This window comes from Methylobacterium sp. Leaf100 (assembly GCF_001422845.1).
In the GTDB taxonomy this organism is placed as follows: Bacteria; Pseudomonadota; Alphaproteobacteria; order Rhizobiales; family Beijerinckiaceae; genus Methylobacterium.
The window spans coordinates 497902-524380 of the sequence record NZ_LMMW01000001.1 but is presented as its reverse complement, the minus strand read 5'-3'; the positions used below and the strand labels follow the sequence as shown (position 1 = coordinate 524380).

The following is a 26479-nucleotide window of genomic DNA, read 5'->3' as shown; positions in this document are numbered from 1 at the left end:
CGTAGGCACCCTCTCCCGCAGGCGGGAGGGGGTTTTTTACGCCGCCGACGCGATGGCCGTGGAGGCGCGGCGGACCTTCTTGTCGAGGCCGTCCACGAAGGCGTGGGCGTCCTCCTTGCGCTCGAACACGTGCGGGGCGAGCCCGCGCCGGTTGAGGGCTTCTTCCATCTTGAGGCGCAGGAAGGCGCTCGTGGCGTAGCGGGTGGTGGTCGCGTAGTAGTTCGCCGCCAAGTATTGGATCATGCTCGCGTAGTCGTCGTAGAGGTTCTCGTTGATGCGGAACCCGTCGTGGTTGACCACGGAGTTGACCCGCTGGCCGGCCTTCTTGCAGGCGCCGACCAGAACCTTGCGCAGATCGTCGATGTCGCTCTTCACGCGGGCATGCCAGCCCTCGAGGTTGACGAACAGGATGTTGCGCTCGGAATCGTAGCTGACGCGCTCCGACAGGTTGAGGTTCAGGAGATCGGCGAGGAGCTCCATCGGCTCGTCGCGGAACAGGCGCGCATCCATGAGCGCCGGCTGCTTGATGATGGGCGTGAAGCCCATATGGGGCAGGATGTCCCGCTCGATGTCGATGCCCGGCGCCACCTCGATGAGTTCCAGGCCTTCGTCGGTGAGCTGGAACACGCAGCGCTCGGTCACGTAGATCACCGGCTGCGAACGCATCTGCGCGTAGGAGCCGCTGAAGGTGATCTGCTCCACCTGGGGCAGGAACTTCTGCGCGCGCCCCTCGGTGACGATGCGGAGCTTGCCGTCCTCGATCACCGTCTCCAGGCCGCCCACCGTGAACGTGCCGGCGAAGACGACGCAGCGGGCGTTCTGCGAGATGTTGATGAAGCCGCCGCAGCCGTTGAGGCGGCCGCCGAACATGCTGGTGTTGACGTTGCCGTGCTGGTCGCACTCGGCCAGCCCGAGGCAGGTCATGTCGAGGCCGCCGCCGTCGTAGAAGTCGAACATCTGGTTCTGGTCGATGACGCAGTCGGCATTCGTCGCCGCGCCGAAGCTCGACCCGCTGGCCAGCACGCCGCCCACCGCCCCGGCTTCCGTGGTGAGGGTGATGTAGGGCGTCACCTTTTCCTCGTTGGCCACCGCCGAGATGCCCTCCGGCGCGCCGACGCCGAGATTGACCACACCGTTGGGCGGCAGCTCGAAGGCGGCGCGCCGGGCAATGATCTTGCGGGCATCGAGCGCCATCTTCTTCATGCCGGTCACCGGCACGCGGATCTGGCCGGCGAGCGCCGCATCGTGCTGCACGCCGTAGTTCATCCGGTGCATCTCGGGCTCGGCCAACACCACGCAGTCGACGAGGATGCCGGGTACCCGCACGTCCTTCGGCAGCAGGAAGCCGTCGTCGACGATGCGCTCGACCTGGGCGATGACGATGCCGCCGTTGTTGCGCGCCGCCATGGCCTGGGCGAGGCAGTCGAGGGTGAGCGCCTCCTTCTCGAAGGAGATGTTGCCGGCGGGATCGGCCGAGGTGCCGCGGATGAAGGCGACGTCGATCTTGGTGGCGGTATAGAACAGCCACTCCTCGCCATCCACGTCCACCACCTTGACGATCTCGTCCTGCGTCAGGGTGTTGACGCGGCCGCCGCCGTGCCGCGGATCGACGTAGGTGTGGAGGCCGACCTTGGAGAACAGTCCCGGCTGGCCGGCGGCGCAGGCGCGGTAGAGCTGCGAGATCACGCCCTGGGGCAGGTTGTAGCCGGTGATCTTGTTCTCCTGGGCCGCCTTGGCGACCTTCGGCATCCGGCCGAAATTCGCCGCGATGACGCGTTTGAGCAGGCCCTCGTGGTGGAGACGCCCGGTCCCGAGGCCTTTGCTGTCGCCGGCACCAGCGGTCATGATCAGGGTGAGGTCGCGCGGGGCGCCGGTCTCGACGAAGCGCTTCTCCAGGGCGGCGTGCAGCGCCTCCGGAATGCAGCTCTGAACGAAGCCCGTTGTGGTCACGACATCGTTCTGCCGGATGAGCGCGATGGCCTCTTCCGCCGAGATGACCTTATTTTTCTTCATTGCCCCGTTCTCCTCCCCGTGCCTCCACTGTCGATGTCAGGCGGCAGGATCTATTGTGCCGGTTTCGGTGTCGTGGAAGTCTTGTTGGCTGAGCCGAGCGTAGAGGCCGCCCCTCGACTTCGCAAGAGTGTCACGGATCGTGGTGCGGTGCGTTTAAGCGCTGTTGCGCTGCACATATGCATTGTGCCCGAACTATCCCCGGGACCTGTTTCCAGGCCCTGGAGGGGCTCGGGACGGGTATCGCGGCTGGCCATGACTGGCGAAGTCGCTGATCGGCCCAAGATTATACATTATTACGCGCCGGATTGGCCTCCGAGAAGCCGGTCCTTGTCCACGCTCAGGGCCGTGGCGATCTCGGCCAGGGCGCGATGCTCGACGGCGCTGATGCCGGCCTGATCGGCGACATCGGCGGCAATGAGGAACACCGCCTCGCGCTGGCCCGCCTCGCGCCCGACGAGCCCCGCGACGTGCTGGAGGTTCTCCGCGCGGCCCGCCCGGGTGCGCGCTCGCTCCAGGGCCTCGAACAGTTCGGCTTCGAGCTTCAGCGTGTCGTAGCCCTTCTCGAGGATCGGGTTGGCCCGCATGCCCGCGAGTGCCGTCTCGACCTCCTCTTCGTCGATCTCGCTGTCGGCCAGGATGACGTTGGCGGCGGCCGAGACCGCCGCCTCCATCAGCACCCGGTCGCCGACATAGGCGGCGACGTTCTGCGTGAAGCGTCCGACGAGGTCCTGGATCAGTCCCATGATGCTCCCTGTTTCGGTTTGGCGTTTCGACTTCGTTTCGGCTTGGCGTCACGCCTTGGCGGTACCGGGTGCGGCGCGACCGCAACAGACGGCCGGACAGTGACGGGGCGCCACCCCACTTAACAAAAAATTAACCATTTTCTTAACAAAACGATACCACCAAACGGCGCCGCGTCGCGGCGGATGTGTCGAGGATAGTCCAGGTTTCGTCCGGGTTATCCAAGTGTCCGTCGACGCCGTGCGAAGTGCGATTCAAGATCAAACCGAAATCGAAGCAGATCGGGTGCACGGCTGTGCTTGGCCGGGCGAACCCGCATGCGTGGAGCGAGACGGCGTCATGTACATCGTGGTCGATGAGCGTAGCTGCGTGGCGAGCGAGACCGTTGCGGGCTTCGGCGCCCAGGGCGTCACCGCCCACAGCCTCGCGGCGGACGCGTTCCAGGCCTGGCTCGACACCGCCCCGGCCGGAGACCTCGCCGCCGTGCAGGGTTTCGTGCTCGGAGAATCCGCGAACCGGACCCGCAGCACCGCGGCGATCCGCAGCCTGTCGCACGCCCCGATCATCGCCCTCAACGAGACCCGCTCCCTGGAGCAGACCCTCGACCTGTTCACCGCCGGCATCGACGACGTGGTGCGCCGCCCGGTCCATGTCCGCGAGATCCTCGCCCGTGCCGAAGCCATCCGCCGGCGGATGGGCCGGGGCGAGGGGCAGGGCGCGGCCCAGGACAAGGCCGGCCGCCTCAAGATCCACACCGACGGCCGTGATCCCGAGATCGACGGCACCAGCCTGACGCTGCCCCGGCGCGAGCGCCACATCCTCGAATATTTCGCGCGCAACCGCGGCCGCCAGCTCACCCGCGCCCAGATCTTCAACGCCGTCTACGCCGACCACGGCAGCGACGTGGAGGAGAGCGTCGTCGAGGGCCACATCAGCAAGCTGCGTAAGAAGCTGCGCATGCGCCTGGGCTATGATCCCATCGAGGCCAAGCGCCTGGCGGGGTACACCTTCGTCGGCTGACGGCGCTTTCTGTATCCGCTCAAACGAAAGAACCCGCGCTCTCGAAGGAGAACGCGGGTTCTTTCGTTCGAGCGCGACCGTCCCCGGAGCGGAGCCCGGGGACGATGCTCGATCTTACCGGAACAGCGAGAGCACGCCCTGGCTGGAGGAGTTCGCGATGCTGAGCGACTGAACGGCCAGCTGCTGCTGGGTCTGAAGGGCCCGGAGCTTGGTGGACTCCTCTTCGATGTCGGCGTCGACCAGGATGCCGATGGTGCGGTCGTTGGCCTTCATGAGCGTATCGACGAAGCTCTTCTGACCGTCGATCTGGGTCTTGCTGGCACCGAGCTTCGTGCCCGAGTCGGTCACGGACGCGATGGCTTTGTCGACCTGTGTGATGATCGCACTGAGGCTGGTGTCACCCGCCGTGCCGACGAGGCCCGAAATGTTGATGGAGGCGATGGAGAACCCGGTACCCACGTTCACGGTATCGAGGATGCCCTGTCCGCTGGTCGTGGACGCGGCCGTGCCTTCGCCCTTTCGGGCGTCCGTCGCAGCAACGCCGGTGCCGAAACCGATCCCGAGTTTCACGCCCGCCGTGATTCCGCCATCGTTCACGGCAGCCAGGTTGAGGATGGTGAGCTTGGCGTTGGTGCCCGTGCCGGTCGCAGTGGTCTGGAAGGTCAGCCGGCCACCGGAATCGAGGGAGGCCTTGACCTTGCCGGCGAGCGGCGTCACCGCCGTGTCGGCCGCGATCTGGTTGTTGATGGCTGAAATCAACTCTTCCGTCGTCACCTTCGCGAGGTTGGATACGGCCGAGGCAAGGGTGGATTGATCGAGGCGGATGGTCGCCGTGTTGCCGTCGTCGAGGGTCAGGCTGAAGATTTCCTGGTTCTGTCCGCTGAAGTTGGCAGTCCCACGCGTTGCAACGGGATCCGCCGGACGAAATGCGGCGGTGCCGGTGAGGGACGTCGATCCAACGACGCTACCGGCGGTGCCCGTCGATACGACCGTTGAACTCGTCACATCGTAGAGCTTGATTGCCTCGACATCGATGTTGACCTTCGAGAAGTTGATCGTTCCGGTCGTGTCACGCGAGAAACCCGCGATCACGGAACGCTCGTCCTGATAGGATGCGGCGCTGGAATCCACCGAGAGCCAGTTCTGGCCGCTCGACACCGATGAGTCGGCCGTACCCTTCATCTGATTCTGAATGGCGGCGACTTCGGTCTGGACCTTGGTCCGATCCACGCCGGGCTGGAGGGCGGTCTGCAACTTGGCGCGCAGGTTCTGCAGGTTGGAAAGGACACTGTTCAGGCCGTTATAGGCGGTGTCCACCGCCGACGAACCGAGACCGAGGGAGTCCTTCACGGCGCTGAGGGAGGCGTTGTCGGTGCGCACCGTGGTGGCGATGGACCAATAGGCTGCGTTGTCGGAAGCGTTCGACACGCGCTGGCCGGTGGAGACCCGGTTGCTCGTCATGTCGATCTGCGAATTGATGCTCTTCAGGGTCGTCAACGCCGTCATCGCGGCGTTGTTGGTCAGCAGGCTGGTCATGGCGGGTGTGATCCGGGACTGAAATTCTACGGGAGTTTCTGTAATTCGGCAGTCGGCCGACCTGTCGTGAAAAGCGCCCGAAGATAAAGGTCTTCGTTCTCAAGTCACGATTCATTACATTCCGGGTTTTCGCCGGACCAGTGGGGCGACGTCATGTCTATGAACCAGATCGGTTCATCCACTGCACTCGCATCGAACTCGTGCCGGTTCCGTGGGGAGAACCGTTTGTCGATGGATGCATTCTGCGGGGAGCGCGTTAGCAAGCGCTTAAGCGCACCGGCCCGGCCCTGTGCCCGAATGCACCGTCTCACACCAAATCCGGTCGATCGCTTCGCGATGCGGATTTGGGCTTCGCTCAGGCGCCGCGCGGGCTGCCTGAGACTGTCTCCGAATGGATCATCCGGAAAACAGTCTCAGGGGGCGGGATCGCCTGCCGGTGCGAACCGCACGCCCGCGACCTCGCCCCGCTGCCAGCGCAGGCGGACCGACACCGTCCTGAGGTCGTGGGCGGCGATGACGAGATCGAAACTGTCCGGCAGGGGGATGGGTCGCGACAGCACGATCTTGGCGCCCGCCGGTGAAAGATCGCGCACCACGCAGGGCAGGAGCGTGTCCGGCCCGAGGACGATCCGGCCCTGCTGCATCACCCGGTGGCGTCGGGGCGAGCGCGGCCGTACGGTCCCGGCCCGACCCTCCGCCTCGCGCTGTCCGTCCGTCATTCGCCCTGACCCCCACGCCGCTCGCTGCGGCTATCACCCATCATCGTTAACGACTCGGCCGCATGCGCCCGGGGAGGCCGGCCGGATTAACCTTTCGTAAACCATATCCACGCAACGTTCGGGGCTCAGGAACTCCTTCGCTCCAGGCGCCATGCCCGTTCGCCTCACACCCGTGCCCGCCCATCGCCGCCCGCTCGCCGGGGCCCAGGCCCTGCGGCGCGCCCGCGACGCGGCGTTCGAGCGGGCGGCCATCGGGGTCTGCCTCGTGCTCGCCGCGGCCTCGAGCGGGTTCGCCGTCTACACCATCACCAGCGGCACCCACGACTACGCCGTGCAACGCTTCCTCCCGGCCTCCATCGGCACCTTCGCCTGGAAGAAGCCCGTCGCACCTGTGCGGACCGCCGTCCTCGATCTCGACCCGACCACCACAGGCGCGCTGCCCGATCGGCCCGCCGGCCCCGAACTCGGCCGTTCCGACCCCGCGGACCGGGCCGGACCCGGCGTCGCGGCGCGCGGCTACGTCCTGCGCCGGGTCTCCGGCGACGGGGCCTGGGTCGAAGGTCCGAACGGCCTGAGACAGATCGTGCCCGGCGCGGTCCTGCCCGGCGCCGGCCGGGTCATCTCGATCCAGCCGACGGGGGCCGGCTGGGTCGTCGTCACCTCCGAGACCATCATCGGGCCGACACGGCTCTGACCCCCGCCCCTCATCCAGGCCGGATCAAACGATGATCGCCCGCGCCGCCCCTATCCTCGTGCGCGCGCCCCGGGCCGCCGACCGGGAGACCTTCGCGTGCTGAGCACCTTCACCAACTACACGCTGATCACCAAGGACCTGACGGCCTCCCTGGCCCGCAAGGCGGCAGCGCCCGAAGTCGCGCGCGAGACGGCGTATTTCCAGGCCAACATCGGCAGCGTGACCTCCATCGACGCCTTCCTCGGCGACCGCCGCCTCTACACCTACGCCATGAAGGCGTTCGGCCTCGAGGACATGACCTACGCCAAGGCGTTCATGCGCAAGGTCCTCACCGAGGGAACGGACACGCGGGCGAGCTTCGCCAACCGCCTCGCCGACGACCGCTACGTCGCCTTCGCGCGCGCCTTCGACTTCGCGCAGGGCGCCTCCGCCACCGGCCGTGCGGGCACGATCACCGAGGCGGGCCCGACCGCCGCCGGCACCGCGCAGCTGAACGGTGCCCTCGACCTGTCCGGAACCTTCGACTTTTCCGGCACCAACGCGGTCTCGTTCCAGCTCTCCACCCGTGTCGATGCCGCGACGACGAGGTCGGCCACCATCGTCCTGTCGAACAAGACCCTGGCGTCCGTCGTCCAGAATCTGTCCCAGGTCACGGCCGAGGAGATCGCCGCCGCCATCAACGGGCAGATCGCCGCCTCGGGAGACGGCAACCTCGCGGGCAAGGTCCAGGTGGGCATCGGTGTCCGCAGGAACCTGTTCTTCGAGACCACGGCCTACGCCAACCTGGGCGCGGATGGCGTCGCGGGCGGCACCGGCCTCGCGGCCGACACCCTCTACGAGGCCGGCGGCACCAACCGGACGCTCGCGATCCGCAACGTCGCCCCGTCGGGGGCCGGGCAGACCCCCCTGGACATCGGCTTCGGCACCGATCTGCCCATGGACGCGAAAGCCAAGAGTGTCACCGAGGCCTACCTGCGCCAGACCCTTGAGAGCGATGCCGGCGCCGAGGACACCGGCGTGCGCCTCGCCCTCTACTTCGCCCGCATGGCGGGGGGCGCCACCAGCGGCTACGCGATCCTCGGCGACTCGGCCCTGTCTCAGGTGGTCAAGACCGTGCTCGGCCTGCCCGCCGGAGGAACCTCGTCCGAGGCCCTCGCCCGGCAGGCCGAACTCATCGAGAGCAAGGTCGATCTCGCGAGCTTCCGGGACCCACAGAAGCTCGATCAGTTCATCAAGCGCTTCACCGCGATCTGGGATGCGCAGAACAACACCGCGTCCGATCCGATCCTCGCGCTGTTCGGGAACGCCTGAGCCATGCAGAACGCCCTCTACGTCGCGCTCTCGGGCCAGATCGCCGTCGAGAAGCGCATGAATGCGGTGGCCAACAACGTGGCCAACCTCGCGACCTCCGGCTACCGCGCCGAGGACACCAAGTTCTCGGCCCTCCTCGCCCAGGCGAGCAAGGGCGCGATCGCCTTCGCCTCCTCGGGCGACACCTACCTCCAGACCAAGTCCGGCCCGGTGACCAAGACCGATTCCCCCCTCGACGTGGCGATCCAGGGCGATGCCTGGTTCAGCGTCGGCGGCGCGAGCGGGCCGGTCTATACCCGCGATGGCCGCCTGACGATGGACGCCACGGGGCGCCTGCGCAACGTCAGCGGCCTGCCGGTCCTCGACGCGGGCGGCGGCCCGATCCTCCTCGATCCCCAGCAGGGACCGCCGACCATCGGCCGCGACGGCAGCGTCTCGCAGGGCGTGAACCAGGTCGGCTCCATCGGCCTGTTCACCCTCGACCCCAAGGGCACCCTGCGGCGGGCGGAATCGAACGGCGTGGCTTCGAGCCTTCCGGCCCGGCCCGTCCAGGATTTCACCCGCACCGGCATGGTCCAGGGCTTCGTCGAAGGTTCGAACGTCAACCCGATCCTCGAGATGACGAAGCTCATCACCATCCAGCGCGCCTTCGAGAGCGCGGCCAACCTCACCGCCGAGACCGAATCCTCGTTCCAGGGTTCCATCCGTTCCCTGAGCCCGCAGGGCTGAGGTGATGCAGGGCGAACCCACCGAAGCCGCTGCCGGCCCGGACGTCATCGACCGGCTTGCCGCCGCCCTCGCCTCCGGGCGCGAGGCCCTGCCCCTGGTCCGGGTCGCGGGTCCGATCCAGGAAGTCACCGCGACCGCCGCCCGGGTCGGCGGCGTCGCCCCCTTCCTCAAGCTCGGCGACCGGATGGGTTTCCGGGTCGGCGGCCGCGAGCAGGTCGGCGAGGTGGTCCGCATCGATGCCGGCGGCGTCACCCTGAAGCCGTTCGAGGCGCGCATCGAGGCGGGGATCGGCACGCCGGCCTATCGCCTCGGCGACCCGACCCTGCGGCCCCATGCGGGCTGGAAGGGCCGGGTCATCGACGCGCTGGGGCGCCCCATCGACGGGCGTGGCACGCTCGTGCCGGGACCGCGCGCGGTGCCCATCGACGCTGCTCCGCCGCCCGCCATGGCGCGCGGCCGGGTCGAGGCGCCGCTTCGCACCGGCGTGCGGGCCCTCGATCTGTTCACCCCCCTGTGCCTCGGGCAGCGCATCGGCATCTTCGCGGGCTCGGGCGTCGGCAAATCCACGCTGCTCGCGATGCTCGCCGGCGCCACCGGCTTCGACAGCGTCGTCGTCGCCCTGGTGGGCGAGCGCGGCCGCGAGGTGCGCGAGTTCCTCGAAGGCCCGATGGCAGGCAACCTCGACAAGGCCGTGGTGGTCGTCTCCACCGGCGACGAGAGCCCGATGATGCGGCGCCAGGCGCCCAAGGTCGCCATGGCCATCGCCGAGGCATTTCGCGATGCCGGCGACTCCGTGCTGCTCATCGTCGATTCCGTGACCCGCTACGCCCATGCGGCCCGCGACGTCGCCCTGGCGGCGGGCGAGCCGGCGGTGGCCCGGGGCTACCCGCCGAGCGTCTTCTCGGACTTGCCGCGCCTCCTCGAACGGGCCGGCCCCGGCCGCGACGGTTCCGGCTCCATCACCGGCATCTTCTCCGTGCTGGTGGACGGCGACGACCACAACGACCCCGTCGCCGACTCGATCCGCGGCACCCTCGACGGTCACGTGGTCCTCGACCGGGCCATCGCCGAGCAGGGCCGCTACCCGGCCGTCGATCTCCTCGGCTCGATCTCGCGTCTCGCCACCGCCGTGTGGACGCCCGAGCAACGCGAACTCGTGCGTCGCCTCAAGGCGATGATGGCGCGGTTCGAGGAGACCCGCGACCTCAGGCTCATGGGCGGCTACCGCGCCGGCGAGGACGCCGAACTCGATCAGGCCATCCTCCTCGTGCCGCGCATCTACGAGGCCCTGCGCCAGGAGCCCGGCATGGCCCCGAGCGCGGACGCCTTCCTCGAACTCGCCCAATCCCTGCGGAGCTGACGCCCAAGGACGCGACCAGCCCCGCGCAAGCCATCCTGCCTTTAGTGCCGTCCAGCACGGCCCGCCGTTTCACCGAGGTCATCCCATGAGTCTCATCAGCGTCCTGCGCACCGGCGTCTCCGGCATGAACGCGCAGTCGAGCCGCATCTCGACGGTGGCCGAGAACATCCAGAACGCCGGCACCACGGGCTACAAGCGCACCGGCACCGAGTTCTCGTCCCTCATCCTCGATTCCAGCAGCACCGGCGATTACAATTCCGGCGCCGTCGAGACGGTGATCCGCCGCTCGGTCTCGGCGCAGGGCCCCGTCTCCTTCACCACCTCGAAGACCGATCTCGCCATCCAGGGCAACGGCTTCTTCGTGGTGCGCGACAGCAACAATGCCACGTCGCTGACCCGCTCGGGCAACTTCGTCGAGGACGGGCCGACGGGAAACCTCGTCAATTCCGGCGGCTTCACCCTCATGGGGTACGCGGTGGGCGAGAACGGCGAGGCGACACCGGCCCTCAACAGCACCGCCAACATGGTGCCGGTCAACGTCTCCACCCTCGGGATGAGGGCCACGGCGACCAAGGCGGCGACGATCAGCGGCAACCTGCCGGCCGACGCTGCACCCCTGGCCGCCCCCCTGTCGGATACGGTCTACACCAAGAAGACCTCCATGGTGACCTACGATCAGCTCGGCAACAAGGTCACGCTCGACATCGTCCTCGGCAAGTCCCCCACGGCCAACCAGTGGCAGGCGCAGGTCTACGTCCCGGGCAACAACACGGCCCTCGCGACCGTGACCCTGGGCTTCGATGCCAACGGCCAGATCTCCGATCCGGCGGCCGTCACGGCGGCGGTCTCCCGGTTGGCCGCCGCCAACGGCACGTCGATCAACCTCGATATGTCGAAGATCACCCAGCTCGCCGGTAGCTACGATCTCAAGGGCACCGCAGACGGCAAGGCGCCCTCGGCGGTGACGGGCTCGGACTTCGCTTCGGACGGCTCCGTCTATGCCCTCTACGAGGACGGCAGCCGCGCCCTCGCCTTCAAGGTGCCGCTGGCCAACGTCGCGAGCCCCGACAACCTCGAGCCGCGCGCCGGCAACATCTACCTGCCCACCAGCACCTCCGGCGACCTCCAGATCGGCTTCGCCGGCCTTTCCGGGCTCGGTTCCATCAAGTCGAGCGCCCTGGAGCAGTCCAACGTCGACGTCTCGTCCGAACTCACGGCCATGATCGAATCCCAGAGCGTCTACACGGCGAACTCGAAGGTGTTCATGACCGGCAACGAGCTCCTCGAGACCCTGATGAACCTCAAGCGCTGACGCGTCGGCCGGCACCATCGCGGCGGCCGGCCCCGCGCCGATCCCTGGACGTCCCGGCCTCTCCGTCCGCATCGCCTCCGACACGCCCGCTCCCTCAGGAACCCCACGATGGGCCTCTCCCTGGCGCTCAACAGCGCCCGCACTTCCCTGGCGGCCTCCGCCGCGCAGATCGCCGTCACCGCGCGCAACACCGCCGGGGCGAACGATCCGTACTATGCGCGCCGGATCGCGACGGTTGTCACGGCGGGGGGCGGAAGCGCCGTCAACGTCCTGCGGGCCGCCGACGCGGCCCTGTTCGGCCGCAAGATGCTCGCGACCTCCGAGGCCGCCGGCAGCCAAGCCGTGCTCGATGGTCTCCAGACCTTGAGCCAGACCATCGGCGACACCGATTCGACAACGTCGCCGGCCGCCCGCCTCGGTGCTCTCAACGCCGCCCTGCAGGCGGCGGCCAACAAGCCCGATTCCGTCGAGTTGGCACGCAACGCCGTCGAGGCCGCCCGCGATCTCGCCGGGAGCCTCAACACGGCCGCCGCGGCCGTCCAGACCGTGCGCCAGCAGGCCGATACGGCCATGGCGACCTCCGTGGTGCGGATCAACGATCTGCTCGTCTCCTACGAGGCGGCGAATCAGACCGTCACCCGCGGCACCGCCATCGGCGCCGACGTCACCGATGCCCTCGACGACCGCGACCGCATCCTCACCCAGCTCTCCGAGGAGATCGGCATCACCACCGCCGTCCGCGCGGGCAACGACGTGGCGATCTACACTGACAGCGGCGTGCCCCTGTTCGAGCGCGGCGCACGCAAGGTGACCTTCGAACCGACCGCTGCGTTCAGTGCCGGTTCGACGGGCAAGGCCGTCATGATCGATGGCGTGCCCGTCACCGGGGCCGCCTCGCCGATGCCCGCCCGCTCGGGCCGGATCGTCGGCCTCGCCACGCTGCGCGACGACGTCGCCGTGCGTTACGAGACCCAGCTCGACGCCCTCGCGGGCGGGCTCGTCACCGCCTTCGCCGAACCCCGCACGAACGGCACGGGACCGGCCGCCCTGATGGGCCTGTTCACGGACGGATCCGCGGGGGTCCCGGCCCGGTTGCCCGTCGCCGAGACGGGGCTCGCCGCCAAGATCCGCATCAATGCCGCCGTCGATCCCCGCATGGCCGGCAGCGCCCTCGACACCCTCCGCGACGGCGGGATGAACGGGGCCGACTACCGCAGCAACACCGGTGCCGCCGCTTATGCCGACCGCCTGCGCGGCTTGGTGTCCGCGCTCGGCGCCGACCGCACCTTCGATGCCGCCACCGGCCTGCGCACCAGCGACAGCCTGCTGTCCTTCGCCACGGGGTCGGCCGGTTGGCTCGAAGGCCAGCGCAAGTCGGCCGCGTTCCTGGCCGATTACGAATCGACCCTGCTGGCGCGCACGAGCGACGCCCTGTCCAACGCGGTGGGGGTGAACACCGACGACGAGACGGCGAGGGCGCTCGAACTCGAACGGTCCTACACCGCCTCGGCCAAACTGCTGACCCTGGTGAACGACCTTCTCAAGACCCTGATGGATGCGGTGCGATAATCGCCATGCGGATAAATGCCACCTCGACCTTGAGTCTCTGGAACGCACCGCGCACCGGCGCCCAGCGAATGCAGACGGAGATCGCACAGGGCACCAAGGAGCTCGCCACGGGCCGTCACGCCGATGTTGGCCTCGAACTCGGCAGCCGGACCGGCCTGGCCCTCGGACTGCGCCAGCAGAAATCGGAGCTTCAGGCGCTGCAGGACGGCAATGCCGGGGCGACCCTGCGTCTGAGCACGACCCAGGCGGCGCTCCAGCAGATCCAGGCGGCCGCGGATTCGACCCTCAAGACCCTCATCGGCGTACCGGTGGCGGACCGCGCGGCCGTGGTGAAGGACATGGCCGCGAGCCAGCTCGCGGCGCTGACCGCCGTGCTGAACACCGCCGCCGACGGCCAATCCGTCTTCGGGGGGACCAACACGGGGGCGTCGCCCATGACTGCCTACGGAGCCGGATCGGCGGCGAAGTCGGCCGTCGATGCGGCCTTCACCCTTGCGGGCGGCACGTCCATGAGTGCCGCAGGGATGGAGGCCTTCCTCGCGGAGGGCGGCCCCCTCGACACCCTGTTCGGCAACGGCGCCTGGAAGGCCAACTGGTCGAAGGCGTCGGATACCACCCTCGACAGCCGCATCTCCCTCAGCGAGACCGTGGAGACGTCCGCGACGGCCAATGCGCCCGCCATCCGCCGGCTCGCCATGGCCTACGTCGTCGCGTCGGGCCTCGACCTGTCGCGCCTGCCGGCCGACGTGCAGGCCGTCGCGACCGATCGGGTCGCGGGCCTGCTCGGCGAGGCGAGCAAGGGGCTGGTGTCGATCCAGGCCAATCTCGGTCGCGCGCAGGCGCGGATCTCCGATGCGAACACCCGTCTCGATGCGCAGAAGGCGCTCCTCGACAAACAGGTGCAGGCGATGGAGGGGATCGATACCGCCGAGACCAAGACGCGGATCGACCAGCTGACGACCCAGATGCAGATTTCCTACTCGTTGACCGCCCAGCTGCGTCAGCTGAGCCTGGTCTCCTACCTCTGAGGCGACCCTTTCCCGGCGCGGCGGCCTGGCCGGTGCGCGGGACACGACAGCCCCGAAACGCGACAGCGGCGCGGCGGGCCCGGACACAACGAGGCGGATTGCCATGTACCAGTTTTCCTACGCCGAGATTCTGGAAGACGCCCCCGAGATCGGCCGCGAACGCGAGCGCGCCGCCTTCGACCGGGCGCTCGATCTCATGCGCATCGCCGATCATCCGGCGGCGGCGGTGGCCGACCGGACGGCGGCGGCCGAGTTCATCCAGAAACTCTGGGCGGTCCTCATCGACGACCTCACCAGCCCCGAGAACGCCCTGCCCGAGGCCCTGCGCGCCGACCTCGTGTCCCTCGGCCTGTGGAGCATGCGCGAGTCCAATGCCGTTCTCAGCACGCCCACCCACGGCTTCTCCGCGCTGATCGAGGTCAACGCCTCGATCCGCAACGGCCTGCGGTGAGGTCCGGCATGCGCCTGTCCCTGCGCGCCGGCGAGCGGGTCTTCATCAACGGCGCCGTCCTGCGCGTCGACCGCAAGGTCTCCCTCGAACTTCTCAACGATGCGACGTTCCTGCTGGAGACCCACGTGCTCCAGCCCGAAGAGGCGACGACGCCCCTGCGCCAGCTCTACTTCGCGGCCCAGACCATGGTGATGGAGCCCGCCAACGCCGCGCGCGCACGCGACCTCTACCGGACGCTCCAGGCCGGCATCCTCGCGGCCGTGACCGAGCCGGACATCCGCGACGGTCTCGCGGCGGCGGGCGCCTGCGTCGAGGCCGACCGTCTCATCGAGGCGCTCAAGCTGATCCGCGGCCTGTACAGGGCGGAGGCGGCCCTGCTCGCCGAAGCCTCCGGCGTCGCCGGTCCGGAGCTCTCCGCCCCACCCGCGCGCGGCCCCGGCCGCGCGCCATCTCTTCCCCGCACGGCCTGAAGGCCCTCACCCCGGAGACCCGATCGTCATGGCCGTCGGAAGCAGCACCAGCACCCCCCCCACGCAGACGGCCACGGCCGCCACCGCGGCGAAATCCGCGAGCGGCGTCGCCGCCTCGATGAACGCGGACACGTTCCTGACCCTGCTCATGGCGCAGCTCAAGAACCAGGATCCGACGAAGCCGATGGATTCCACCGCCTATGTCGGTGAGCTCGCCACGTTCTCGCAGGTCGAGCAGGCGACGAAGACCAACTCCAAGCTCGACTCCCTGCTGTCCTCGAGCTTCCTCTCGCAGGCGGACCAGATCATCGGCCGCACCATCACGTCCGCCGACGGCAACACCACCGGCGAGGTCCAGTCCGTGAAGATCACGAGCGAAGGGGCGCTCGCCCGCCTCACCAACGGCAAGGACGTCCTGCTCGCCGAGGGGATCTCGCTCTCGCAGTGAAGTCCACTCACCCCACGGCTGAAATCCGTGTAGGACCGGCAACGGGCGGGACGCGTGAGCGACCCATCACGGATCACCACGCGAGAAAGGTCACCGGATGAACGAGGTCGATGCCCTCGAACTCGTGCGTGCCGCGATCTGGACGGTGATCGTCGGCGCCGGCCCGGCGATCGGCGCGGCGATGCTCATCGGCATCGCCATCGCGCTGCTGCAGGCGCTCACCCAGATCCAGGAGGTCACCCTGACCTTCGTGCCGAAGATCGTGGTGATCCTGCTCGTTCTCCTCATCACCTCGTCGTTCATCGGCGGCCAGATTTCGACCTTCGCCGAGGCCACCTACGGGCGCATCGTCACGGGGTTCTGACCGGCATCGCCGGTGCTCCCGGCGGTCTTGGCGGGCCGCTGGGCGAATACCGGTCCGGCGTCAGGAATTGTAGGTCACCAGGGCGACCACCCACGACCCGTGTTCATGCACGAGGGTATGGGCCTCGGTGTCGTTCGCCGTGGCACGATCCGGATCGGACTTCTCGATCTTGTAGACGTCGTAGCTCGCGGACTTGCTCGCGGGACCGACGTGACCGAAACCGCGGGGAGCCCGTCGGAATTGGCGGTCGAACAGACAGACCGCGTCGACGGGCGAATCGACATCGCCGGCCTGACCAAACCGAGCCGTGTCGCCGTAGACCTGTCCCGTCGCCTTTTCGATCGCGATGAAGCGCGCCATTCCAATCCTCAATGGTGACCCTGCGGCCGAGGTGGTGCCACGGAGCGCCCGCTGCAAGCGCGAGGCCTCAATTGATCGAAGAGCCATCCGGCCGCGCCGGGTGGGGGGGAAGCTCCAGCACAAAGCGCTCGGGAGGAGGCGGAAAGCGTGCTTCGCTTTCCTGCGGCACGGCGTTCCTACGACACGGCCTTCAGCTTGTCGGCCATGGACTGCACCTTGTCCCGGCGCGACGAGAACGTCATCGTGAAGAACACGCGGTCGACACCGAGTTCGGCGAGGCGGGCCTCGCAGGCCTCGGCGAGTGCGCAGATCTCGCTCAGTTCGCCCTCGATGTTGGTGCCGTTGGCATGCATCTCGGCGGTGAGCGGGCTGGCGTCGATGATCGCCTTGATTTCCCGCACGTAGGGCGAGACCGACGGTCCGACCCCCATGGGGACGATGCACAGATCCGCCACGACCTTCATGAGACGACTTTCATGGGCTTGTCTCCCGCGCGCCCGACCTTCGGACGAGGCGCCCTTCTATCACGGCCGGCCGTGCCCGGGGCGATGAAGCGGCACGCCCCCATCCCCACGCAAGCTTGAACCGCGACAAGGCCCCGTTCATTCACGGGGTAGGCATCCGCCATGGCGGCAAGCGACGCGATCGTCATCGAGCGCAAGTCCCAGCGGGATATCGGCTTTGCCGCCGGGATCATCGCCATCCTGGCGATCCTGTTCCTGCCGGTGCCGGCGATCCTCCTCGACATCGGGCTCGCCTTCTCCATCGCCCTGTCGGTGCTGATCCTGATGGTGGCGCTCTGGATCAAGAAGCCGCTCGAATTCTCGGCCTTCCCCACGGTGCTGCTCATCGCGACCCTGCTGCGCCTCGCGCTCGGCATCGCCACCACGCGACTGATCCTGGCCAACGGCCAGCACGGGGTCTCGGCCGCCGGTCACGTCATCCAGGGCTTCTCGCAGTTCGTGATGAGCGGCGACTTCGTCATCGGCATCGTGGTGTTCCTCATCCTGATCACGGTGAACTTCCTCGTCATCACCAAGGGTGCCACCCGCATCGCCGAGGTCGGGGCGCGCTTCACCCTCGACGCCATCCCCGGCAAGCAGATGGCCATCGACGCCGATCTCAACGCCGGCCTCATCGACGACAAGGAGGCGCAGGGGCGCCGCCGCGAACTCGAGGAGGAGAGCGCGTTCTTCGGCTCCATGGACGGCGCGTCGAAGTTCGTGCGCGGCGAGGCCATCGCCTCGCTCATCACCATCGCGGTCAACGTCTTCGGCGGCATCATCATCGGCACCACCCGCCACGGCATGCCGCTGGGCCAGGCGGCCGACGTGTTCACCAAGCTCTCGGTCGGTGACGGGCTCGTCTCGCAGATCCCGGCCCTGATCGTCTCGCTGGCGGCGGGCCTCCTCGTCTCGAAGGGCGGGACCCGGGGCACCGCCGAGCAGGCGGTGATGGGCCAGCTCGGCGCCTATCCGCGCGCGCTCGCCGTCGCCGCCGCCCTGATGTTCCTGTTCGCCCTGGTGCCGGGCCTGCCCTTCCTGCCGTTCATGGTCCTGTCGGGGCTGATGGCGTTCACCGCCTACGCCATCCCGAAGAAGATCGCCGCGCAGAAGGCCGTGGTCGATGCCCGGACACTCGCCGTCGAGGACCAGAAGCAACTCGCCGCCCGGGAATCCCTGTCCGTCAAGGAATCGCTCAAGACCCCCGAGATCGAGCTCTGCCTCGGGCGCCAGATCTCGGCCCAGTTCGCCACCTCGCAATCCGAGCTGTCGCATCGGGTCGCGAAGATGCGCCGCAAGTTCGCCCGCCAGTACGGCTTCGTCGTCCCCGACATCAAGCTCACGGACAGCATTGCGCTGGCTCCGAAATCCTACCAGATCCTCATCCACGGCACCGTGGCGGCGACCCAGGAGATCCGCCCAGGCCAACTCCTCGTCGTCGTCGGCGATGGACCCGTCCCGGATGTGCCGAGCGACGAAGTCCGTGAGCCGGCCTTCGGCATGAAGGCCCGCTGGGTGCTCGATTCCTACGGGGCCGAAGTACGGCGCGGCGGCTTCGAGCCCATCGACGGCGCGTCCGTGCTCCTCACCCACCTGTCCGAGGTCATCCGCAACAATCTGCCCCAGCTCCTGTCCTACAAGGACATGCGCGGCCTCCTCGACCGCCTCGACCCCGAGTACAAGCGTCTCCTCGACGAGATCTGCCCGTCGCAGATCTCGTATTCGGGCCTCCAGGCGGTGCTGAAGCTCCTGCTCTCCGAGAGGGTCTCGATCCGCAACCTCCACCTCATTCTCGAGGCGGTCGCCGAGATCACGCCGCACGCCCGCCGCGCCGAACAGATCGCCGAGCACGTGCGCATGCGCATCGCCCAGCAGATCTGCGGCGATCTCGCCGAGAACGGGACGCTCGCGGTGCTGCGGCTCGGCAGCGCCTGGGACCTCTCGTTCCACCAGAGCCTCAAGCGCGACGCCAAGGGCGAGGTCGTCGAGTTCGACATCGATCCGCGCCTCGTCGAGCAGTTCGGCACGGAAGCCGGTGAGGCGATCCGCAAGCACATGCGCGAGACCCGCAGCTTCGCCCTCGTCACCGCGCCGGATGCCCGCCCCTACGTGCGGATGATCATCGAGCGGCTCTACCCGACGCTCGCCGTGCTCTCGCACCTCGAGATCGCCCGGGGGGTGGAGATCCGGTCCCTCGGGACGATCTCGTAAGGCCACTGCGCGTGGTCGCCGGGGCACCCGAGGGCATTCTGGCCGCCTTCCTGATCTTCTGCCGGGTCGGCGGGTGCCTCCTCGTGGTGCCGGGCTTCTCCAGCCCGCGCGTGCCCGGGCAGGTCCGCCTGCTCATCGCCCTCACGGCGTCGCTGGCCATGACGCCCCTGATCCAGCCGCTGTTCCAGGGCCGGCTGGCGGCACAGGACCCGGCCACCACCCTGGCCTGGATCGCCAGCGAGACCATGACGGGGCTGGTGATCGGCTTTCTCGGACGGATCTTCTTCACGGTGCTGGAAACGGCGATGAATGCCGCCGCCACCATGGTGGGGTTCGGCGGCATGCCGGGCTCCGTGGCCGAGGGGACCGATCCGGTGCCGGCGGTCGAGGCCCTGATCATGATGGCGGCCACCGCCCTGCTGTTCGCCGCAGACCTGCATTGGGAGCTGTTTCGCGGATTGGTCGATTCCTACGCTCGCATCCCGCCGGGCGAGGGCATCGGCACCCAGGCCGCCCTGGTGCGGATCGTCGATCAGATCGGCACCGCCTTCGTGCTGGCGTTGCGCATCACCGCGCCGTTCATCGTCTACGCCGTGGCAGTGAACCTGACCGCCGGCTTCATCAACAAGCTGGTGCCGCAGATCCCGGTCTACTTCATCGCGACGCCGTTCATCATGTTCGGCGGATTGCTGCTGCTCTACTACCTCTCGAACGAGTTCATGACACAGTTCCTCATGGGTTACGTCGACTACCTGCGACGGGGTTAGGGCATGGCCGTCACCACCCGCCAGCGCCTGGAGCGCGCGCGCCGGCTCCTCACCGTGCAGGAGCAGATGCGGGGGATCGCCGAGCGCGACCTCGCCGCGACCCGGCGCGACCTCGCCCGCGTCGAGGCCGACCGCGCGGCGATGCTCACGACGCTTGCCGGCGAGACCATGCACGGCCTGTTCCTCGATGCCGCCGCGCGCCGGCTCAAGGCCCTGGCCGGGGAGGCGACGCAACTCGACGCCACCGCCACCCATCGGGCCGGGCTCGTGCGCGAGCGGGGCCTCGCCGAGAAGCGCGTCGGGCGCCAGGTCGAGGCGCTGGCCGAAACCCGCGCCCGCGAGCGCGAACGGGCCGACATGCTGGAACAGCTCGACCTGCTGGCCGCCCGTGGCGGCGCCTCGTGAGCCTTCCCGACGCAAGCCTTTCCGACGCAAGCCTTTCCCACGCAAGCCTCCCGAAAGCCACGGGGCCTATCCCCTATCGCCGACGGGCCATTCCCTTCGAAGCGTCGCGGCAGCCATGAGCATCTCCACTCCCACCGACATCGTTCTCGACGTGGCCCGGGCCGCCGATCCGGCGCGCTACCAGGAGGCGACGGCCAAGCTGTCTGCGCCGGGCGCCACCGATCCGGCCGCCTTCAACGACGCGTACCGCATGGCCGGCACGTCCGTGCACATGCCCCTCGACGCGCGCTCGACCCTCACGGCGCTCCAAACCGACAACGTGATCTCGGGCGCGGGCAAGATCGGCGATCCCTACAAGCAGTTCGAGGCCTTCGTCCTGCGCCAGTTCGTCGAGACCATGATGCCGTCGAAGGCCGCGTCGGTGTTCGGCAAGGGCAATGCCGGCGGCATCTGGAAGTCGATGCTCGCCGATCAGATCGGCACCCAGGTCGCCAAGGCCGGCGGCCTCGGCATCGCCAAGATGCTGGACGCCGCGCGTCCCCTGGAGAAGACGTCGCTGGACAAGACCGCCCCGGACAAGACCGCCCCGGACAAGATCCGCCCGGCCGGCTCGGTCGATCAAGCGACGGGCGCGTGAAAGGACCGACCATGCTGATCGCATCCCTGAAGCGGCTCGAAGCCGTCGTCGCAGCCGAGACGGAGGCGCTCCTGACCCACCGTCCGTTCGATCAGGAAGCGGTGAACCTGCGCAAGAGTCAGAGCCTCCTCGAACTCACCCGCCTGACCCGGGGCCTCGACCCGGACCAAATCGCGCCCGAGGTCGCCGACCAGCTCGCGCGCCTGAGCCGGGCGTTGAACCGCAACCAGGGCGTCGTCGGCCAGCACCTGCGCGCCGTCGAGGAGATCTCGGAGATCGTCACCCAGGCGATCCGGGATTCGGAATCCGACGGCACCTATTCCGGCCACCTGCGCCGTTGATCCCCTATCGGCACCAGGCGTGAGCGCATGAAAATCCTCTTCACCGGCCTGTGGATCTGCGCCGTCACCATCCTGTCCTGCTACGGGGCGGTGACCTGGGGCAGCGGTCTGTTCGCCAAGAAGGAGGAGCCGTATCTCGAGGGTCTACAGTACCAGAAGCTGCCGCCGATCAATGTTCCCATGGTGGCGGACGGCAAGGTGCAGGGTTACATCGTTGCGGTTCTTGTCTTCACTGCCGATGCGCGGTTGATGCACACTCTTCCGGTGCCACCCAACGCCTTCGTGGTCGACGAGACCTTCCGGCAGATCTACGCCGACCCGCAGATCGATTTCAAACGCCTGTCGCGTTACAACGTCACCCAGCGCCTCGCGGAGGTCCGCAAGGCGGTCAACGCGCGACTCGGCGCCGACGTGGTGAAGGATGTTCTCGTCGAGGAGTTCAACTTCGTCGCCAAGCGCGAAGTCCGCTCGTGACGCGAAGGTCTCCCCGGCCCTGGAGGCCGGAGAGACCAAAAACTACTTCAGGCGGGCGGCGGCCCAGGCGATGTGATCGGCCATGAAGGTCGAGATGAAGTAGTACGAGTGATCGTAGCCCTCGCGCATGTTGAGGGTCAGGGCGATCCCGGCCGTCTTGCAGGCCTCGTCGAGCAGCCAGGGGCGAAGGCCGTCGTCGAGGAAGCTGTCGGCCGTACCCTGATCGACCAGGAACTCCGGGAAGCGGTGGCCGTCCTCGATCAGTGCCGTGGCGTCGTGGGCGCGCCATGCGGCGGTGTCGGTTCCGAGGTACTTCTCGAAGGCCGGCTTCGACCATCCGGCCGTGGAGGGCTGGGCGATCGGGGCGAAAGCCGAGCAGGACTTGAAGCGGTCGGGATAGGTCAACGCGATGGTCAGCGCCCCGTGGCCGCCCATGGAGTGGCCGAAGATGCCCTGGCGGGTCATGTCGGCGGGGAATTCCTTGGCGATGAGGGCGGGCAGCTCCTCGGTGACGTAGCTCCACATCCGGTAGTTCGTGGCGTAGGGCGCCTGGGTGGCGTCAACGTAGAACCCGGCGCCGGAGCCGAACTGCCAGTTGCCGTCCTCGTCGGGGATGCCGGCGCCGCGCGGGCTGGTGTCGGGCGCCACGATGATCACGCCGTGCTCGGCCGCCGCCTTGCGGTACTCGCCCTTGTCCATGACGTTGGCGTGGGTGCAGGTGAGGCCCGACAGGTACCACAGCACCGGCACCGGACCGTTCTCGGCCTGGGGCGGCACGAACACCGCGAAGGTCATCGGACAGCCGGTGGTCGTCGCGTCGTGCTTGTAGACGCCCTGCGTGCCGCCGTGGGCGCGGGCCTTCGAGATGGTTTCCATGTGTGCTCTCCTGCTGGGGGCATGGATTTTCCCTCCCCACAAAGGGGGAGGGAGGCAGTGTCAGCCAAGATCCGTCTTAGTATACCACCACCGACCGGATCGACTTGCCCTCGTGCATGAGGTCGAAGCCGTGGTTGATGTCTTCGAGCGGCATGGTGTGGGTGATCAGATCGTCGATGTTGATCTTGCCCTCCATGTACCAGTCGACGATCTTCGGCACATCGGTGCGGCCGCGCGCGCCGCCGAAGGCCGAGCCCTTCCAGACGCGGCCGGTGACGAGCTGGAACGGACGGGTCGAGATCTCCTTGCCGGCCTCCGCCACGCCGATGACGATCGACTCGCCCCAGCCGCGGTGGCAGCATTCGAGGGCCTGGCGCATGACGTTGACGTTGCCGGTGCAGTCGAACGAGAAATCGGCGCCGCCGCCCGTGGCGTCGAGGATCGCCGCGACGACGTGATCGTTGCCGACCTCCTTCGGATTGATGAAGTGGGTCATGCCGAACTTGCGGGCCATCTCCTGCTTGTCCGGATTGATGTCGACGCCGATGATCTTGTCGGCACCGACCATCCGGGCGGCCTGGAGTACGTTGAGGCCGATGCCGCCGAGGCCGAACACCACCACGTTGGCGCCGGGCCAGACCTTGGCGGTGTAGATCACCGCGCCGATGCCGGTGGTGACGCCGCAGCCGATGTAGCAGATCTTGTCGAAGGGGGCGTCTTCGCGGATCTTCGCCAGGGCGATGGCGGGGAGGACCGTGAAGTTGGAGAAGGTCGAGCAGCCCATGTAGTGGAACACGGAGTTCGAGCCGCCCGGGCTGCCGCCGGTGGAGACGCAGGAGAAGCGCGAGGTGCCGTCCGGCATCACGCCCTGGCCCTGCGTCGCGCGGATCGCGGTGCAGAGGTTGGTGCGCTGCGACAGGCAGGACTTACAGCTGCGGCATTCGGGCGTGTAGAGCGGGATGACGTGGTCGCCGACCCTGAGGTCCGTGACGCCGGCGCCGACTTCGCGGACGATGCCCGCGCCCTCGTGGCCGAGGATCGCCGGGAATTTGCCCTCGGAATCGAGGCCCGACAGGGTGTAGGCGTCGGTGTGGCAGATGCCCGTGGCCATGAGTTCGACGAGAACCTCGCCGGCCTTGGGTCCTTCGATATCGATCGTCTCGATGGTGAGGGGCTTCTTGGCCTCCCACGCCACCGCTGCGCGCGTCTTCATACGGATGCTTCTCTTGTGCTTGGCGATCACGGGCGGCGTCGAACTGCCGACTCTTCGGCTCGCGGCATCTTGACGATGGCGATCCGAACGGCCCGAAAATCTGGGTCGTGTGATGATGGTTATGGCGCGGATATGCAACGCCTTGACCGCGCCGTGTCGCGCGGACCTGCCTTGCGCCGTTCGCTCGGGATCAGCGTCCCGCGAGCAGGCCCGACACCGCCGCCTCGGTCACGAGGCGGGCGAGGCGCGCTTCCCCGGATGCATCGGACCCGAGGATGACGCCGCCGCAGGCCCCGGTCCGGCCCGCGATGGCGTAGCGCAGGACGCTCGCCGGTCGGAGCGGCCCGCCGCCGTCCGAGACGAAGCCGCGGAGACCGCCCGGGTGTTCGTTGCAGCCGATGGCGAGGGACAAGCCCGCCGTCCGGCCCGTCAGCGCCACGGGCACGACGGAGAGTCGGGCGCGGCCGGACTGCGCCATGGCCCGGCGCGGGCCGGCCAGGGCAGCGACGATGTCGGGGCCGAAATGGACGAGGCCCTCGAACGTCACCGGCCCGTCACCGGCCGTGAACCGGTCGAGCACGGCGAGGCCCGAAAGGTCGTCGAGGAGGACGAAGACGCGGCGGTGATCGTAGGCCGGCCCGTGCACGGTGGTGGCGATGGCGCAGGCCTGGGCGCCGTCGAGGCGGATGGCCCCGGCGAGCCGGGCCGCGCCGGCCCCGGGTTCGCACCCGTCCGGCCAGGCGACGTTGTGGCCATGGGCCGACAGGATGTGGTGGCGTGCCGGCCCGGTCTCGATCTGTGCCGAGCCCCCGGCCTCGACGACCCAGCGCACGCCCTCGCTGGCATGGACGAAGGAGGTGCAGTCGCGGTGCCCCTGACCGGTGGAGGTCTGGCCCGTGAACGTGCAGGCGAAGTGGGACCAGCCCCGTCCGGGGGCATCCGAGCGGGCCGCGATCATGTCCGTCCCGGCATCCGACGGCAGGGGCGGGACACTCGCGGCGGGGCGACCGCGCGGGTCGCGGCGCTCGGCCACCAAGGTGCTTCCGGAGCGTGCCACGAGGCGCCCGATCCAGCCCGCCGCATCGCCGCCAGCGGGCGTTTCGCCGAAGGGCGGCAGGCGTCCCCCCGGATCGAGGAGGCCCGCGAGGCCCGGCAGGACCTTGGCGACCCGGCCTGAGAGAAACCCCGCGAGGCCTTCGTCGCCCACGCTCCGGGCGAGCACCCGCAGGAGGGTCGCGAGTTCGAGGCGCTGGTGGAGGGACGGCGCCGCGAAACGCCCCTCGGCGTCGAGCTGGCTCTCCACGCCGACGCGCAGGCCCGCCTCGGCGAGGCCGAGCCAATGGGTGGCCAGGGGCAGGCGCGGCAGGGCGCGGGCGACGCCGTGCAGCACCGCCGCCGCCTGAATCTGGTGTAGCGAGCGCCCGAAGGTGTTCTGGCCGACGATCTCGGCAAGGGCGAAGCCATGGCGCACCACCTCGCCCGTCAGCACCAGGGCGGCGGCACTGCCCGGCGTGCCCGCACGCCCGAGGAGATGGACGAGGGTTTCGGTTCGGGTCGCAAGGGCCGAGGGGTGCAGGGCGAGGCCGTCGGCGGGCGACCCCCACGGGTTGGCCCGCGACCACGACACGGCGAGGCCGAGGGCCGTGGCCGCTCCCCCGGGCGTCCCCGCCAGGGCGACGAGCCAGCCGAGACCCTGGTATTCGATCCGCCATGCCACCGACCGGAAGGGGTCTTCGCTCCAGTCGGGTCGCTCGGGCACCGTCCACGCCGTCTGCGAACCGAGGCGCAGGACCCGGTCGAGGCCCGTGCGCGGGGCGCCTTCACCGCGCTGGAGATCTCGCGCCAGGGCGAGCACCTGCGGGATCGCGGCCGCCTCCGGGCCCGGGCACCAGCCGGCGATGGAGGCGACGGGCAGGTCGAGGCGCTCGGCGAGGCGGGCGAGGAAGTCCGGCGCGTCGAGGGCATCGTCGCCGCACAGGTTCTCCAGGCGCAGGCGATCCTCAAGGGCGATCTCGGGAGCGGCGAGCAGTTCCGCGTCCGGGCTCCCGGCGTCCCAGGTGGCAAACCCCACTTCGACCCGCTCCGCACCCGGCACGGGGGCGAGTTCCAGGGTGAAGCGCCGGGCCTGCTGGTGCGCGGAGAGATCAACGAGGGCCCCGAGGGACGGCACCGAGATCGTGCCCGGATAGGGCGGTTCCAGCGCGGCGCCGGCGGCGTCCCGGTAGACCACGCGCGCCAGGGCCGCGTGGCTCCGCGGGACGGCCGTGAAGATCTGTCCCCGCAGGACGAGACCGCAGCCCGGCACCAGGGCATGGACGATCCAGTCCGGCTCCGGCGCGAGGCGGCGACGCACGCGCGGGGAAGGGGAGGGGCCGCCCTGGGCCAGGGTGGCCTCCGCCACCGTGAACGGGCGTGTGTTGCGCCAAGAGCGGATGGTGACGGTGATCGCGGCGGCGGGGGCCGGCAGCAGGAAGGCCAGCCGGCAGATGCCGGCGCGCAGGGCCCGGGCCTCCGCCGGCAGGTAGGCCGGTCCGGGAATCCAGGTGCCGTGCGGGTCGAGGAGGGTCCGGTCGAGGCCCGGCACGTGGTCGAAATCGAGGCTCGATCCGTCGGGGGCCAGGCAATCGATCCCCACGAGGGCGAAATCCAGGGTGCCCGCGGCGGCTTCCTCCGCGTCCCAGCCGAGCCGGAAACGCAGGCTGCACCACGCGTCGCCGGTGAGGTCGGGGAAACCGAACACCACCCGCGAAAACCGGTTCTTGGCCGGAATCCAGTGCTCGTCCTCGCCGGGGCCGACGGTCGCGCCCCCGGCATGGCGGGACGCCTGCGGGCGTCGGGCGTCGGGACCGCTCAAGCGGATCGACCGGGGACGCGGGGCGGAAACGGGACCGGCATGGGACGCCTGATGAGAGGGCTCGGCGCGTGGG

27 protein-coding genes are annotated in these 26479 nt (G+C 68.8%); 18 read left to right on the top strand and 9 right to left on the bottom strand.

Going from position 1 to position 26479, the window contains the following annotated elements:
- Positions 1-36 precede the first annotated feature (36 nt).
- Entirely contained in the window at positions 37-2013 is a 1977-nt protein-coding gene (locus tag ASF25_RS02530; protein WP_056166344.1) for a CoA-transferase, read from the bottom strand.
- A 293-nt stretch (positions 2014-2306) separates the two neighbouring features.
- Entirely contained in the window at positions 2307-2756 is a 450-nt protein-coding gene (locus tag ASF25_RS02525; protein ID WP_056166346.1) for a tellurite resistance TerB family protein, read from the bottom strand.
- A gap of 337 nt (positions 2757-3093) precedes the next feature.
- On the opposite strand from ASF25_RS02525, the gene ASF25_RS02520 reads away from it, so the two are divergent.
- Positions 3094-3774, top strand: a complete 681-nt coding sequence (locus ASF25_RS02520; protein ID WP_056166348.1) for a response regulator transcription factor — start codon at positions 3094-3096, stop codon at positions 3772-3774.
- 114 nt (positions 3775-3888) lie between these two features.
- Here ASF25_RS02520 and ASF25_RS02515 read toward each other — a convergent pair whose 3' ends face one another.
- Together ASF25_RS02515 and ASF25_RS02510 are read right to left on the bottom strand one after the other, a co-directional pair.
- The gene (locus ASF25_RS02515) at positions 3889-5310 is read right to left on the bottom strand and encodes a flagellin (protein WP_056166351.1); all 1422 of its coding nucleotides are present in this window, start codon (positions 5308-5310) and stop codon (positions 3889-3891) included.
- 413 nt (positions 5311-5723) lie between these two features.
- Entirely contained in the window at positions 5724-6029 is a 306-nt protein-coding gene (locus tag ASF25_RS02510; protein WP_056263332.1) for a PilZ domain-containing protein, read from the bottom strand.
- A 151-nt stretch (positions 6030-6180) separates the two neighbouring features.
- Here ASF25_RS02510 and ASF25_RS02505 point away from each other — a divergent pair, with 151 nt between their 5' ends.
- The 11 genes from ASF25_RS02505 (at position 6181) to ASF25_RS02455 (ending at position 15765) form a co-directional block, all read left to right on the top strand.
- The gene (locus ASF25_RS02505; protein ID WP_244472870.1) at positions 6181-6723 is read left to right on the top strand and encodes a hypothetical protein; all 543 of its coding nucleotides are present in this window, start codon (positions 6181-6183) and stop codon (positions 6721-6723) included.
- A gap of 96 nt (positions 6724-6819) precedes the next feature.
- Positions 6820-8034: a DUF1217 domain-containing protein gene (locus ASF25_RS02500; RefSeq protein WP_056303029.1), complete on the top strand. Its 1215-nt coding sequence runs from the start codon at positions 6820-6822 to the stop codon at positions 8032-8034.
- Positions 8035-8037: 3 nt separating this feature from the next.
- Positions 8038-8763, top strand: a complete 726-nt coding sequence (flgF, locus tag ASF25_RS02495) for a flagellar basal-body rod protein FlgF (protein ID WP_056303027.1) — start codon at positions 8038-8040, stop codon at positions 8761-8763.
- Positions 8764-8767: 4 nt separating this feature from the next.
- Entirely contained in the window at positions 8768-10123 is a 1356-nt protein-coding gene (fliI, locus tag ASF25_RS02490; RefSeq protein ID WP_056303172.1) for a flagellar protein export ATPase FliI, read from the top strand.
- A gap of 85 nt (positions 10124-10208) precedes the next feature.
- A complete protein-coding gene (locus tag ASF25_RS02485; protein WP_056303024.1) occupies positions 10209-11435 on the top strand; it encodes a flagellar hook protein FlgE in 1227 nt (408 codons plus the stop codon).
- Between the two features lie 108 nt (positions 11436-11543).
- Positions 11544-13004: a flagellar hook-associated protein FlgK gene (gene flgK / locus ASF25_RS02480; RefSeq protein ID WP_056303022.1), complete on the top strand. Its 1461-nt coding sequence runs from the start codon at positions 11544-11546 to the stop codon at positions 13002-13004.
- 5 nt (positions 13005-13009) lie between these two features.
- Complete coding sequence (locus ASF25_RS02475) at positions 13010-14032, top strand: flagellar hook-associated family protein (RefSeq protein ID WP_056303020.1); 1023 nt, start codon at positions 13010-13012, stop codon at positions 14030-14032.
- A 103-nt stretch (positions 14033-14135) separates the two neighbouring features.
- Complete coding sequence (gene flaF, locus ASF25_RS02470; RefSeq protein WP_056166375.1) at positions 14136-14483, top strand: flagellar biosynthesis regulator FlaF; 348 nt, start codon at positions 14136-14138, stop codon at positions 14481-14483.
- A gap of 8 nt (positions 14484-14491) precedes the next feature.
- On the top strand, positions 14492-14953 hold the full coding sequence (flbT, locus tag ASF25_RS02465) for a flagellar biosynthesis repressor FlbT (protein ID WP_056303018.1): 462 nt from the start codon (positions 14492-14494) through the stop codon (positions 14951-14953).
- Positions 14954-14981: 28 nt separating this feature from the next.
- Positions 14982-15401, top strand: a complete 420-nt coding sequence (gene flgD / locus ASF25_RS02460; RefSeq protein WP_056166380.1) for a flagellar hook assembly protein FlgD — start codon at positions 14982-14984, stop codon at positions 15399-15401.
- 97 nt (positions 15402-15498) lie between these two features.
- Positions 15499-15765 (top strand): flagellar biosynthetic protein FliQ, encoded by a 267-nt coding sequence (locus ASF25_RS02455; protein WP_056166382.1) that lies wholly within the window; start codon positions 15499-15501, stop codon positions 15763-15765.
- Positions 15766-15825: 60 nt separating this feature from the next.
- Here the strand turns inward: ASF25_RS02455 and ASF25_RS02450 are convergent, their stop codons facing one another.
- Together ASF25_RS02450 and ASF25_RS02445 are read right to left on the bottom strand one after the other, a co-directional pair.
- The gene (locus ASF25_RS02450) at positions 15826-16125 is read right to left on the bottom strand and encodes a hypothetical protein (protein ID WP_056263352.1); all 300 of its coding nucleotides are present in this window, start codon (positions 16123-16125) and stop codon (positions 15826-15828) included.
- A gap of 176 nt (positions 16126-16301) precedes the next feature.
- A complete protein-coding gene (locus ASF25_RS02445) occupies positions 16302-16589 on the bottom strand; it encodes an MTH1187 family thiamine-binding protein (RefSeq protein ID WP_056303016.1) in 288 nt (95 codons plus the stop codon).
- Positions 16590-16751: 162 nt separating this feature from the next.
- Here ASF25_RS02445 and flhA point away from each other — a divergent pair, with 162 nt between their 5' ends.
- The 6 genes from flhA to ASF25_RS02415 all read left to right on the top strand — a co-directional run bounded on the left by flhA (position 16752) and on the right by ASF25_RS02415 (position 21463).
- Positions 16752-18839 carry a flagellar biosynthesis protein FlhA gene (flhA, locus tag ASF25_RS02440; RefSeq protein WP_056166391.1) on the top strand — a complete coding sequence of 696 codons (2088 nt, stop codon included), beginning with the start codon at positions 16752-16754 and terminating at the stop codon, positions 18837-18839.
- 11 nt (positions 18840-18850) lie between these two features.
- Complete coding sequence (gene fliR / locus ASF25_RS02435; RefSeq protein WP_056166392.1) at positions 18851-19606, top strand: flagellar biosynthesis protein FliR; 756 nt, start codon at positions 18851-18853, stop codon at positions 19604-19606.
- A gap of 3 nt (positions 19607-19609) precedes the next feature.
- On the top strand, positions 19610-20011 hold the full coding sequence (locus ASF25_RS02430) for a hypothetical protein (protein ID WP_056303014.1): 402 nt from the start codon (positions 19610-19612) through the stop codon (positions 20009-20011).
- A 115-nt stretch (positions 20012-20126) separates the two neighbouring features.
- The gene (locus ASF25_RS02425; protein ID WP_082502433.1) at positions 20127-20648 is read left to right on the top strand and encodes a rod-binding protein; all 522 of its coding nucleotides are present in this window, start codon (positions 20127-20129) and stop codon (positions 20646-20648) included.
- A gap of 11 nt (positions 20649-20659) precedes the next feature.
- Positions 20660-20989 carry a hypothetical protein gene (locus tag ASF25_RS02420; RefSeq protein ID WP_056166399.1) on the top strand — a complete coding sequence of 110 codons (330 nt, stop codon included), beginning with the start codon at positions 20660-20662 and terminating at the stop codon, positions 20987-20989.
- Between the two features lie 27 nt (positions 20990-21016).
- Positions 21017-21463, top strand: a complete 447-nt coding sequence (locus ASF25_RS02415; RefSeq protein ID WP_056303012.1) for a hypothetical protein — start codon at positions 21017-21019, stop codon at positions 21461-21463.
- 42 nt (positions 21464-21505) lie between these two features.
- Here the strand turns inward: ASF25_RS02415 and fghA are convergent, their stop codons facing one another.
- The 3 genes from fghA to ASF25_RS02400 form a co-directional block, all read right to left on the bottom strand.
- A complete protein-coding gene (fghA, locus tag ASF25_RS02410) occupies positions 21506-22339 on the bottom strand; it encodes an S-formylglutathione hydrolase (protein ID WP_056303010.1) in 834 nt (277 codons plus the stop codon).
- Between the two features lie 76 nt (positions 22340-22415).
- Positions 22416-23552 carry an S-(hydroxymethyl)glutathione dehydrogenase/class III alcohol dehydrogenase gene (locus ASF25_RS02405; protein ID WP_056303171.1) on the bottom strand — a complete coding sequence of 379 codons (1137 nt, stop codon included), beginning with the start codon at positions 23550-23552 and terminating at the stop codon, positions 22416-22418.
- A 190-nt stretch (positions 23553-23742) separates the two neighbouring features.
- Positions 23743-26406: a heparinase II/III family protein gene (locus tag ASF25_RS02400; RefSeq protein WP_056303008.1), complete on the bottom strand. Its 2664-nt coding sequence runs from the start codon at positions 26404-26406 to the stop codon at positions 23743-23745.
- Positions 26407-26479 lie beyond the last annotated feature (73 nt).